The sequence below is a fragment of the Alistipes sp. D31t1_170403_E11 genome, assembly GCF_015553985.1.
In the GTDB taxonomy this organism is placed as follows: Bacteria; Bacteroidota; Bacteroidia; order Bacteroidales; family Rikenellaceae; genus Alistipes; species Alistipes montrealensis.
The window spans coordinates 38,812-51,748 of the sequence record NZ_JADNHQ010000007.1; the positions used below are offsets into that span (position 1 = coordinate 38,812).

At 60.7% G+C, this 12,937-nt stretch carries 8 protein-coding genes; all 8 read left to right on the top strand.

What is annotated here, in order from left to right; genetic code table 11:
• The first annotated feature begins 33 nt into the window (after window positions 1-33).
• The 8 genes from I2E69_RS12690 (at window position 34) to I2E69_RS12725 (ending at window position 12,935) form a co-directional block, all read left to right on the top strand.
• Window positions 34-1,821 carry a BACON domain-containing protein gene (locus tag I2E69_RS12690; protein WP_195461599.1) on the top strand — a complete coding sequence of 596 codons (1,788 nt, stop codon included), beginning with the start codon at window positions 34-36 and terminating at the stop codon, window positions 1,819-1,821.
• Window positions 1,822-1,905: 84 nt separating this feature from the next.
• On the top strand, window positions 1,906-3,066 hold the full coding sequence (locus tag I2E69_RS12695; protein ID WP_195461600.1) for a hypothetical protein: 1,161 nt from the start codon (window positions 1,906-1,908) through the stop codon (window positions 3,064-3,066).
• Window positions 3,067-3,074: 8 nt separating this feature from the next.
• Window positions 3,075-4,388, top strand: coding sequence for a glycosyl hydrolase family 28 protein (locus I2E69_RS12700; RefSeq protein ID WP_195461601.1), 1,314 nt, complete (start codon window positions 3,075-3,077; stop codon window positions 4,386-4,388).
• The gene (locus I2E69_RS12705; RefSeq protein WP_195461602.1) at window positions 4,388-6,013 is read left to right on the top strand and encodes a calcineurin-like phosphoesterase C-terminal domain-containing protein; all 1,626 of its coding nucleotides are present in this window, start codon (window positions 4,388-4,390) and stop codon (window positions 6,011-6,013) included. Before I2E69_RS12700 ends, I2E69_RS12705 begins: the two co-directional genes overlap by 1 nt.
• A gap of 178 nt (window positions 6,014-6,191) precedes the next feature.
• Window positions 6,192-6,779 (top strand): RNA polymerase sigma-70 factor, encoded by a 588-nt coding sequence (locus tag I2E69_RS12710; RefSeq protein ID WP_195461603.1) that lies wholly within the window; start codon window positions 6,192-6,194, stop codon window positions 6,777-6,779.
• A gap of 123 nt (window positions 6,780-6,902) precedes the next feature.
• Complete coding sequence (locus I2E69_RS12715) at window positions 6,903-7,886, top strand: FecR family protein (RefSeq protein ID WP_195461604.1); 984 nt, start codon at window positions 6,903-6,905, stop codon at window positions 7,884-7,886.
• Between the two features lie 119 nt (window positions 7,887-8,005).
• Window positions 8,006-11,338 carry a TonB-dependent receptor gene (locus I2E69_RS12720; protein WP_195461605.1) on the top strand — a complete coding sequence of 1,111 codons (3,333 nt, stop codon included), beginning with the start codon at window positions 8,006-8,008 and terminating at the stop codon, window positions 11,336-11,338.
• 25 nt (window positions 11,339-11,363) lie between these two features.
• Entirely contained in the window at window positions 11,364-12,935 is a 1,572-nt protein-coding gene (locus I2E69_RS12725) for a RagB/SusD family nutrient uptake outer membrane protein (RefSeq protein WP_195461606.1), read from the top strand.
• Window positions 12,936-12,937 lie beyond the last annotated feature (2 nt).

Consider the following 12,937-nt stretch of genomic DNA (forward strand, 5'->3'; position numbering starts at 1 on the left):
CGCTTATCCGAAACGACCTAAAAATCCGATTCTATGAAACTACATCCCATAATTTCGTTTTTGTGCCTGGCGCTCGTCGTCCTCGGCACTTCCTGCAAAGACGACGAGACCGTGTTCCTGCAACGGAGCCACGATGCGCTCTCGTTCCCGTACCTCAATTCGACGGAAGAACTGCTCGTCCTGTCGAACGGCCGTTGGCGCGTCGTGCCCAACGATCCGTGGATCAGCTGCTCGCCCGAAGAGGGCCAAGGCGACGGAAAAAGCGAGCAGCCGGTGGGAATCACCGTCCTGCAAAACGACGGCGCGGAGCGCAGCGGCAGCGTCACGCTGACCGACGGGCTGAAAGAGCTCGTCATCCGGATCACACAGGAAGACGGTTTCTTCGCCATCGGCAATCCCTCGATCGCCACCAGCTTCGACCTCTACGAAGAGCTCACGGACAAGCGGGTGACGATCCCCTACCAGAAGTCGAAGCCGGGCTACAAAGCCAACGTCACGGCGTCGCTCGAAGGCGCTGGCGCCGAAGGCATCGCCATCGAGTCGCTCACGGATTACGAAATGGAGGTAGGCGACGGCGCAATCCCCCTCAACCTCAGCGGAACCCCGACCCGGAAAGGCCCGATCACGGTAAAACTGCATGTCGAGATCACAACCACGGGAGCCGACTATAACCTGACCGCCGAGAGCCGCGCCAAACTGGCCGGCGAAGTGACCGTCACGATGTTCAAGCTGCTGCCCCGCCTGGCCGTCCTCGACTGGGGCGACTACGAGAAAGGAACCGGCACGAACTTCAACAACGGCAATCCGCGTTCGTTCAGCTTCGGCCTCGCACTGGAAGAGGAGGGCGACAACCTGCGCAACTACACGTCGAAAACGGCCGATTGGCTCACCGCCAGCAGCATGTTCTTCGCACACAACCGTTTCGCCTTCGGCAACCTGAAACCCGGCACGACCTACTGGTTCTGGATCGTCGCCCACGAGCTCGGCCCCAAGAAGGAGGATTCGGACAAAACGTGGCTGTCGTTCACCACTCCGGCGGAAGAACTGGCGCCGAACGTCATCCTCTACAAGGATTTCGACGATTTCTGGTTCAGAGGCTGTCCGATCTACCAGGCATTCGGCGTCGAAGTCACCAACGCCCAAATCGGCGCGAACATCGACCCCGACGATCCGAACTGTCCGGCGGCCACCGGAAAAATCGTAAACCCCGTCAACTCCACCGACTCGTTCTTCAACTACGTCGGGAGCGCGACCGACAACCGCGGTCCGGTGAAAGCGGCCAAACTGTGGGAAGCATGGTGGGAAGGCGACAAGTACGGCACGAACTACGCCGACGCCGACTACCCCGGCTGGCAGGGCTTCTGGGTGCGCACCCAGACCGGAGCCGCACTGCTCTCGACCGCATCCGTCTCGGGTTACCTCAAGACGCCCAAGCTGACCGGAATCGGCGAAGGGACGGCCGACATCACCGTAACGTGCCACACGGCGCCCTACTTCGAGCCGTACCACTCGTGGGGACAGGACCACGAACAGCACTACATCCAGGTCGAAGGTCCCGGAACCATCACCGACGGAGGCCCGACCAAAGCCGAACCGACAGGGGCCGCCACGGCCAATACGGAAAAGCAGGTAACCGTGCAGTGCTCGACGCATGTGGACAGCAACAAAATTCCCACGACCGACTACGTAAACCCCACGGAGCATGTGGTCAAAATCACCGGAGCCACCAAGGAGACCCGCATCGTAATCGCGGCGCATCCTTACGGAACCAAGCACTACCGCCTGTGGATCGACGATATCCAGGTAACGAAAGACCGATAATCATAAATTAGAAACAACAGGTTTTATTCGGTATTGCCGCCCGGGGCGGCAATACCGAATTTACCGCAACTAAAACGACATGCTATGAAACTGTTGAAATTCACCCTTGTCCCGATCCTGGGCCTACTCCTTTGCACCTCCTGCGGCGGGGACGGCGACGACACCCCCGGTCCCGGCAAACCCGAAGGTCCCGACAAATCGTCGACCACGGGGATCGGCCAGTTCTCGGCCGCAAACATCTTCAGCCGAAACACCTACCTGCCGGACAACACGGCGATGCAGGGTTTCAACCTCGATTCGGACGGCTCGGTCTGGTATACGCAGCTTTCCAACACCAACCAGGCGCAGCTGACCTGGGTCCGCGCACAGCCCAACAAAGGCTCGACCGAGATGACCGCCAACAAGGAGTACATGAAACTCACCTATTTCGGGCACGGAACCAACACCGCCCTCGAAGAGGACGGCGCCGACCGTTACCTGTGGGCCGGAGCCTACGGGCTCTGCAACGCCAAGGGCCAGTACTGGAACGAAAAACTGGTGGGTCGCGTCAAATACGTAAAAGGCGCTACCGTCAAGACCAGCGAATGCGACGAGTACTACTACATCGGGGACTACACCGACCTGCATCCTTCGATCGACGCCGACAACGACCTGCTGACAATCAACTACGGCGACAGCAAGAACTCGTCTTACAGGTGTTTCGTCATCTACAAGCTGAGCGAAGCCAAAAAGGCCCCCATGACCAACGTCACGATCACCTGCACCGACGGCTTCCAGACCGACAAGCCCGCCTCGACCAACCAGATCAGCGTGGTGGTGCGATGCCGCGACCTGACGACGCTGAAGCCCGTCGCCCAGCCGCGTTTCCTCAAGACGGGATACGGTGCGAGCGGCGCCACCTATTACGACTGGCAGGGGTACGACGTTCACAAAGACCGCCTCTACTACACCGAAGGACAGTCGAACTACAACCTCACCGGTTCGTTCTACTCGGGCAGTTCGTACGCCTACGTCACGGTATTCGATTTCAACGGAAACATCGTCGAGGAACGCACGCAGGTGGCCGTCGTATCGGACAAGGACAAACTGACGGAAATCGGCGTCTCGGTGTTCGGGGCGCTCGAAGCCGAAGGCATCAAGGTCTACAAAAGCAAACTCTACCTCGGCTACACGGCCCGCGGAATCACGGCCGAAAATACGAAGCACTACCAGAATATCTTCGTGTTCGACCCGTCTTCGAAATAACAGGACCGATGAAAACCCGTATCTTGCGAAAACTGTGCTGCGCGCTGTTGCTGGCGACGGCCACTGAGGGCTTCGCCCAAAGGCCGGTCACGCCCAACGATTTTGAGGGGAGCGACACCCGGCGCATCCGGCTGGCGGTGGAGGCCGCGAAAGGGACGACCAACTCGGTCACCATTCCGCGCCGGAACGCCAACGGAACGAACGTCTGGATGATCGACAGCGCGATCCTGCTGCCGTCGGGCATGACCGTCATCCTGGACGACTGCACCCTGCAACTGTCGGACAGCTGCCGCGACAACCTGTTCCGCAGCGACAACGTGGGCATCGGCATCACCGACCCCGCGTGGAACGAAAACATCGCCATCGTCGGCGTGGGGAACGCGGTGCTCAAAGGCGCCGCCAACCCACGCGCCACGGGCGACGGACTGCGCAACCTGAGCCTCGACCCCGGGCCCAACCACAACAGGGACCGCAGCAGCTACGGGACCGACGCGGGCCGCATCGGCCGGAAGCAAAAGTCCGACTGGCGGAACTTCATGATCCTGATGGCTTACGTGAAGGGTTTCGAGCTGAAGAACGTGCGCATCGAGTACGCCCACACCTGGGCGGTCAATTTCGAACGGGTCCACCACGCCGAGATTTCGAACATCCGCCTCTACACGCCGCAGTACCGCTATGTCGGCGGCGAGAAGAAGTACACGTTCAACAACGACGGCATCGACCTGCGCGAAGGGTGCAAATATTTCCGCATCGACGACATCACGTCGGTCAACGGCGACGACTGTATCGCCCTCTCGGCACTCGACATGGGTCCGGAGTACCACACCAACGGCAATATCGATTCGTTCCAGGTGACTTCGTGCCGGCACAACGGCCCCGAGGACGACATCGAGCACATCTACATCACCAACGTCAAGACCAACTACACCGGCGTCGCACTGCGCGCCAGCGACAGCGCGAGCATCCACCACGTCTACATCGACGGCGTCATCACGGCGGCGGACCCTACCGTCACGCCGCCCTATGCCGGCAGCCCCTACGTCATCCTGGTCGGCAACCGCGCCTACGGGAAACCGGCCGAAAGGCACACGATCCACGACATCTACGTGATGAACGTCATCGGCGACGGCCTCCGGCTGATCGACATCAAATCCCCGATTGCCGACTGCGTGTTCATGAACGCCGTCTATACCGGCGACAAGGCTCCCGCGGCGATCACCTACCGGGACGGCATTTGGGAACAATGCGTCAACATACAGGAAATCAACCTGATCAAAGCGCCCGGAAGCGGCAGAAACCCATCAATGCGAACCGAAAAATGATGTCATACGTCAGAAAATACGCCGCGGCGCTCGCCGTCCTCGTCCTGTCGTCCTGCAACGCCCATGCCGCAGGGCCGCAAGTCCCCGCCGCGGGATCACTCACGGGCCGCGTCGCCTCGGCGGACGGAAAACCCCTTGCCGGAGTGGTCGTCTCCGACGGCGTGCGGGTCACGCAAACCGATACGGAGGGCATGTATACGCTCGACTCGGACAAAGAACTGGGCTACGTCTTTATCTCCATTCCTTCGGGTTACATGACCGCTGCCGACGCCTGCGCCATCCCGCAATTCTTCGCCCGCACGGCAAAACCCGCAGGGCAGAGCGAGCGGCACGACTTCACGCTGACGCCCGTGGATAACACCCGCCACACCGTCATCGCGGCCACCGACCACCACCTCGCCGACCGTGAATCGCTCGACGTGACGCAATTCACGGCCGAAGGAGGCTTTATCGACGACGTGAAAGCCGTCGCGGCGGCGACCGCGTCGCCCGTCTACTCGATCTGCATGGGCGACATGAGCTGGGACGAGTACTGGCACAAGCGCAACTTCATGCTCCCCGAGTTCCGCAGGCTCTACGAGCGTTACACCTTCCCCTGCCCGGTCTTCAACGCCATGGGCAACCACGACAACGACCCTTACTGCGCGTCGGACGAAGCGGCTTCGGCGGCCTTCCGCCGGGAGATCGGCCCGACCTACTATTCGTTCAACCTCGGCCAACTGCACTACGTCGTGCTCGACAATATCGTCTACGTCAACACCGGGGGCCGGGAGGGCGCGATCGGGAAACTCGACTACGAGGTCCGCATCGACGACCGCCAACTGGCCTGGCTCAGGGCCGACCTGGCGACCGTCGCGGACAAGAGCGCCCCGCTGATAATCGTCATGCACGCCCAGTTGCACTGGTGGTATCGCGGCAGCGAAGGCGTTTCATGGAAGTACGCCTTCACGCGCGACGCCGGCTGCCTCGTCGACGCCCTCGCCGGCTTCAGCGAGGTGCACCTCGTCACGGGCCACTCACACATGAATTTCCGGCTGCTGAACGGCAACCTCCGCGAACACAACATCGCGGCAACGAGCGGCACATGGTGGTGGACCGGACAGATCCACGGCGACTACACGATCAATACCTGCCTTGACGGTTCGCCCGGAGGCTACGAGGTCTTCGAAGTCGACGGACGCGACATCCGCTGGCATTACAAGGGCATCGGGCTCGAAGACGACTACCAGTTCCGGGCCTACGACATGAACGAGGTGCTGAAAAACGAACGTATCCGCTCTTCGGGCGACTTCACGCCGGAGGGGACCGCAGGCGGCATGAACGACGCCTGCGGAGAAAACGACATACTCGTGAATATCTGGGGCTGGCAGCCCGACTGGACCGTCCGCGTGACGGAAAACGGGCAGCAGCTCCGGGGTGTGCGCGTCATCGGCAAAGACCCGCTGCACAAGATTACCTATACGCGCAGCACCGTGCCGTTCCAGACAGCCTATAACCCCCACATGTGGCGTTACCGCGCCTCGGGGCCTTCGACGACCGTCCGTATCGAGGTCACCGACTCGTTCGGCCGCACCTCCTCGGAGACGATGACGCGGCCCAAAGCGTTCCACATCCGGATGAAATAAACCCCGAAAAAAGGCGGAAGTGATTCCGCCTTTTTTCATGCCCGGGAGGTCCGGGATACGCTGTTTCGTCCGAAAATTTGGTAATTCTGCGGGGAATACTTATTTTTGCTTTGGCAGACACCTCCCGATCCGCACCCCGACGACCCGGAAAAGAGACACGTCTTCCGCTCGCAGACCGATGAAAAAGGTATTTCCCCAGGACCAGACAAACCAGACGCTCGACCGGTTCCGGCAGGGCGATTCCGAAGCGTTCGCCAGTCTCTACCAGTCCCACTGGCAGCAGGTATTCCGTTTCAGCCGCCTCTACCTCAGAAGCGACGACGATGCGGAAGATGTCGTGCAGGAGGTTTTCATCCGCCTGTGGCAGATCCACGAACGCATCCACCCCGGCGACAATTTTTCGGGGCTGCTCTTCATCATAACGCGCAACCTGATCTTCAACCGCTTCCGCAGGCAGATCGACCCGCTGGGCTTCAAGGTCTCGGTGCTCGCCGCCCTCGAGGCGTCGGACGACATCGAATCCGAGATCAGCGCCCGCGACCTCTCGGAATATATCGACCGGCTGGTCGACCTGATGCCCGCCCGCCAGCGGCAGGTGTTCAACATGAGCCGCCGCGAGCACAAGAGCTACCGCGAAATCGCCGAAGAACTGGACCTCTCGCAGAAGACCGTCGAGGCGCACATGCGCGAAGCGCTGCGTTTCCTGCGCGACAACCTCGCCGTGCTCCTTTGGCTCGCGCTTTTTCACGACGGAATGACCAGCTAAAGGCCCTCTGTCCGGGGCGTGAGCCCTTCCAAAACAAAATTTACAAAAAAATCGCTGCACGCACTAAGGGTATCCGGTGCCGTGCCGTGTATTTATTGCGGATATCCACAGAAGACAACCGAGATGACAGACATCAAAACCCTCGTCCGAAAGCTGCTCGCCGACAAACTCTCGCAGAAAGAGCTGTCGGAACTCTGCCTGCGGCGCGACATCACGCAACACATGCAGCGCGAATGGGACGGCAGCGCGGAGCAGGCCGAAGAGGACTCCCTGCGCGAAAGCCGTATCTGGGGACGCATCGTCCCCCGGACGGAACTGGCCGGAAAACCCCGCCCGGGACTCCGCATGGCATGGCGCCGCTGGAGCTACGGCATCGCCGCATCGGTCATGCTGGCCGTCGGGACCGGACTCACGATCGCCAACCTGCTGTGGCGCCCCGCGCCGGAGGTCATCCACACCCTGTACAGCGGCAACCAAAGCACCGAACAGGTCGAGCTGCCCGACGGCTCGACCCTCTGGCTCGGGGCCAACTCGTCGTGCCGCTACGCTGCGGATTTTTCGGGCCGGGAACGGCGTGTGGAACTCAGCGGCCAGGGCTTTTTCGAAGTGGCGAAAGACCCCGCGCGGCCGTTCGTCGTGAGCACCGGGGATATCGATGTCACGGCGTTGGGAACCGCCTTCGAAGTCTTTTCCGACCTCGAAGGACGGCACGTGGAGACCATCCTGCGCAACGGCTGCGTACGGGTGTCGATCCCCGGGGTGACGAAAAAGACCTACACGCTCTCGCCCGACCAGAAATTCGCCTACTCGGCCGACACGCGCAAAGTGGTCGTCACGCAGGTCAACGCCCAGCGTTACACCCTCTGGCACGAACGGATGGCGCTGAGTTTCGAGAACCAGCCCCTGTCGGTTATCCTGCCGCGCCTGGAGAGGTGGTATAACTGCCGCATCGACTGTTCCGCAGAGATCGCGTCGCGCTACTATTACACCTTCACACTGAGCGACGAGACGCTCGACCGGACGCTTCAACTCCTGCAGTCTTCGACCAACCAGGCGCCGATCTTCTACCGGCGCGACGGCATGCACGTACACATCTTCGAAAAATAACCCGAACAGCCCTATGAACAGAGACCGAAATTACGGATAACCATTTTCCGCCGAACAGCCCGGCCGCACAGCGGCCGAAACCCACACCGAACCAACCCCTACTAATTTAAAAACCGTTTATGAAAAACCTTTACACAATCCGGAAACACTTCCGGAGCCTGTTTTGCTGTATCCTGCTCATCGCAGCGAGCGGCATGCCCGCAGCACTTTACGCACAGAAGGGAGGAGGTCTGACCATTGAAATGAAAGACGCCCCGATCCTCGACGTGCTCAAGGCCATCGAAGCGCAAAGCGAATTCTCCTTTTTCTACAACAACAACCTGATCGACCCGGGGCTGCGCGTCACGGTGTCGAAACGCAACGCCCCGATCCTCGACGTACTCGGGCAGGTGTTCGCAGGAACGCCCTATGCCTACCGTATCGTCGACAAGCAGGTGCTCCTCTCGAAAAAAGAGGCTCCCTCGAAATCCGGCGGGCCGCTGAAAATCCAGGGACAGGTCACCGACCTGAAGGGCAACCCGATCGTGGGCGCCACGGTCGTCAACATGCGTACGCTCCAGGGCACGGCGACGGGCATCGACGGACGGTTCGAAGTGACGGTTCCCGCACTGACCGAAGAGTTGACGTTCAACTACATCGGCTTTAAGACCAAAGTGCTCCCGGCATCGAACGTCGGGCGGGTCGAGCTCGAAGAGGCCACCGTCCTCGAAGATGTCGTGGTCGTGGGCTACGGCACGGTCAAGCGCGTGAACCTCACCGGTTCGGTCGCCACGATCGACATGAAGGAGAAGGCCAACCAGCCCATCACCAACACCACGCAGGCGATGTACAACACCCCGGGCGTGTGGATCAACCAGAACAACGCCAAACCCGGCTCGGACGGCGGTACGATCCGCATCCGCGGCGTCAACACGCTCAGCAGCGCCAACCCGCTGGTACTGCTCGACGGCGTGGAATACAACATCAACGAAGTCAATCCGGCCGACATCGAGTCGATCTCCGTACTGAAAGACGCCTCGGCGGCCATCTACGGATCGAAAGCCTCGAACGGCGTCATCCTCATCACCACCAAGAAAGGCACGAAAGGCGCACCGGTCATCAACTACCGGGCCAACTTCGGCGTACAGTACGCGACCTACGTACCCGACCCGATCGACGACCCGATCCTCTACATGCGCCTGCGCAACCAGGCTGAAATCAACTCGGGAAAAGCCGCCTCGGGCGTCTCCTACTCCGACGCCGTCATCAAGGAGTACCAGGAGGGCATGAAGACCAACCCCGACGTATACCCTTCGACCAACTGGTTCGACATCTGCCTCAAACCGGCCTTCATCCACCAGCACGACCTGCGCATCTCGGGCGGAAGCGAACGGCTCGATTACAGCATGGCCGTAGGCTACATGAAGCAGGACGGCGTATTTATCGCCAACGACTGGGCCGACCGCATCTCGATGGACATGAAACTCGGCGTCCAGATCAACAAATACGTCAAGGTCGGCGCTTCGCTCTACGGCAACATGCGCCACTACCTGGAACCGGGCTACGGGACCTCGACGGTGATGGACGCCATGATGCGCGCCCTGCCCATCATGTCGGATTACCACAAAAACGGCATCTACGGATCGAGCTGGATCGCCACCCCGGGCCGCGGCAACTACGAGAATCCCCGGATGATTATCGAGCAGGGCACGACCGACCGCCGCGTACAGCAACTGCTGGCCCAGGCTTTCGTCAAACTGACGCTTCCCCACGGCATCACCTACGACGCCAATTTCAGTTTCCGCAAGCGTGACACCCGCAGCAAAGACCACATCCCGGCCATGTACACCATGAATCCCAAGACCGAGGAGGTCCGCAACTACAATTCGGCAGCCCCGCGCGTCAAGGACTGGAACGCCTGGGAAACGGGCAGCTTCTTCACCCAGACGCTGGGCTGGGAGGGCAACTTCCGCGACGAGCACCACATCGGCCTGATGGTCGGCCAGGATTACCAGGAGTTCTATAACGACAACTTCCAGGCCTACAAGGAAGGTTTCTACGACAACTACCACACCGACCTCAACTCCGCGTCGGGACAGGTCAACGCACAGGCCACAGGCGCCTCCTCGCGCGAAAAACTGGTCTCGGTCTTCGGCCGCCTCTCCTACGACTACAAACAGCGTTACCTCGTGAGCGCCGTCTTCCGCTACGACGGTTCGTCGCGCCTGGCCCCCGACCACCGCTGGGCTTTCTTCCCCTCGGTGTCGCTGGCATGGCGTATCGACCAGGAAAACTTCATGAAGGACGTGAAGTTCATCGACCAGCTCAAACCGCGCTTCTCGTGGGGTAAGATGGGCAACCAGGCCGTCTCGCTTTACAGCTACCTCAGCACGGTCAACACCTCGGGCTACGATTACAGTTTCGAAGGTTCGAAATACGGCGGCGCAGCCATCTCGGCCCTCGCGGACAACACGATCACCTGGGAGAAGACCACCTCCTACGACGCCGGCGTCGACTTCTCGATCTTCGGCAACCGCATCCTCTTCACGGCCGACTGGTTCCTCAAGCGCACCGAAGGCATCCTGCGCACGGTCAACCTCCCCTCGCAGGTCGGCGACCTGAGCGGCCCGAAGAGCAACGTGGGCGTCGTGGACAACAAGGGCGTCGAACTGTCGCTCGCACTGCGCGACACGTGGGGCGACTTCTCGGCCGGCGTTTCGGGCAACTTCTCCTACACACGCAACGAAATCGTGGACCTCAACGGCGAGACCGAAATCAGCGGGCGCCTGATCTGCAAGGAGGGTTATCCGATCAATTCGTGGTACTTGCTCCAGGCCGACGGCGTCTTCCAGACCCAGGCCGAAATCGACCAGGCACAGGCTGTCTACGGAAACCGCGCCAACCTGCGCCCAGGCTACGTAAAATACGTCAACCAGAACAACGACAACAACATCGACGGCAACGACCGCGTCATCGCGGGCAACACGATTCCCAAATTCACCTACGGCTTCAACCTCAATTTCGGCTGGAAGGGCATCGCTATCGAGGCGCAGTTCCAGGGCGTAGGCGACGTTTCGGTCTATCCGTCGAGCAACATGGCCTTCGGCCTCTACAACGGCGCAGGACTGACCAAACAGTGGGTGAAAGATTCGTGGAGCGCCACCAACCGCAACACCAAATATCCGCTGCTGACGACCTACCCCGAGGCGGGCGAGAACTTCCAGAACTCTACGCTGTGGCTCCAGGACGCGTCCTACCTGCGCCTGAAAAACATCCAGTTGAGCTATACGTTCCCCAAAAAGCTCATCGGGCGCATCGGCATCAAGGGGCTGCAGGTCTACGTCAGCGGCCAGAACCTGGTGACTTTCTCGGACTTCAAGATCTGGGACCCAGAGATCTCGATCTCGCAGGCCAACCTCTTCTCCTACCCGATCCTGAAAACCATCAGCTTCGGCATCAACCTTACCTTATAACCGCTCTCTTCAAAACCGATAAACCATGAAACGCTTTCAAACCATCATACCGGTTCTGCTCGGGATCATCTGCACCGGGTGCGACCTGGACATCGAACCGCAGGACCGCTACGACCAGCAGACCTTCTGGTACAGCGCCAAGGCCGCGGAGGGCGGCCTGACGGGATGCTACAATGCCCTGCTCGAAAAGGGCATCTACGGCCGCGCCGCCGTCTACTGGGAGGACGACGCCACACCCAACGGCTACAATTTCAGCAACGACGACTCCTGGACGACGATCGCCAACGGCGCGCAGACAGCCACCTCGGGCGGCATCATCTCCAACCGCTGGGCCCATGCCTACAAGGGCATCGGGCGCTGCAACACGCTGCTCGACAACATCGACCTCAACCGCGAACTGGACAAGAGCGTCATCGAGGAGTACAAGAACCAGGCGCGCTTTCTCCGCGTTTTGTTCTACTACATGCTGACGACCTATTACGGCGACTGTCCGCTGATCACCAAAACCCCGGTCATGGAGCACAGGACCCTGCCGCGCAACCCGCGTTCCGAGGTACTCTCCTTCATGCTCGGCGAACTCGAAGAACTTTCGAAGGCGCTGCCCCCGAAGGCCAAGCCGGGACGCCCCACGTCGGGCGCCGCGCTGGCCCTCAAGGCCCGCATCCTGCTCTTCGAGGCCAGCCCGCTGCTCAACCCCGGCCACGACGAGCGGAAATGGCGCGACGCGGCCGATGCGGCCCGCGCCGTGATGGACTGCGATTCGGAGTACAAGCTCTTCACCACCCCGGGCCAAATCGGCTCGGCCTACCGCAACCTCTTTCTCGAAGCCAGCGAGAACAGCAGCGAGTGCATCTTCAGCGTGCAGGGCATGAACCAGAACAAACTGGGCCTTTCGTTCGAACTGATCGCCCGCCAGTACGGGACGATGGCCCCGCTGCGCGACCTGATCGATTTCTTCTGCGACCGCGACGGCAACGCCCGCACGCCCGGCGAGCAGAAACTCGACCCCGCGAAGATCGACCCGCGTTTCGGCGCTACGATCGTCTACCCCGGCTGCAAGTTCATGGGCGCGGTCGTCACGCCGACGCAGTTCCAGCAAACCGGCTGCACGATCAAAAAGTACACGGTTTACGACGAACATACGCCCACCGCCGCCGAAAAGAGCATCGGCGACACCGAGTCGCCCATCGACTACATGATCCTGCGCTACGCCGACATCCTGCTGATGTACGCCGAGGCCAAAAACGAACTGAACGAACTGGACGAGACGGTCTGGAACGAAACGATTCGCCCGATCCGCGCCCGTGCGGGATTCACGGCCGAATCGGCGCTCGGGTTCCCCGGCAAGGACCAGGAAAAACTGCGCAGCGTCATCCGCTACGAACGCCGTGCGGAGTTCGTGGGAGAGGGCTACTACTACAACGACCTGCGCCGCTGGCGCGAGGCGGAGAACGTCAACAACGGCCCGATCCGCAAGTTTAACAACGATGTCATCCTGGTCCGCAGTTTCGAACCTTCGCGCGACTACTGGTGGCCGGTTCCGCAGGGAGAAATCGACCTGAACCGCAACCTGCTGCCCAATAACCCCAACTACTAACC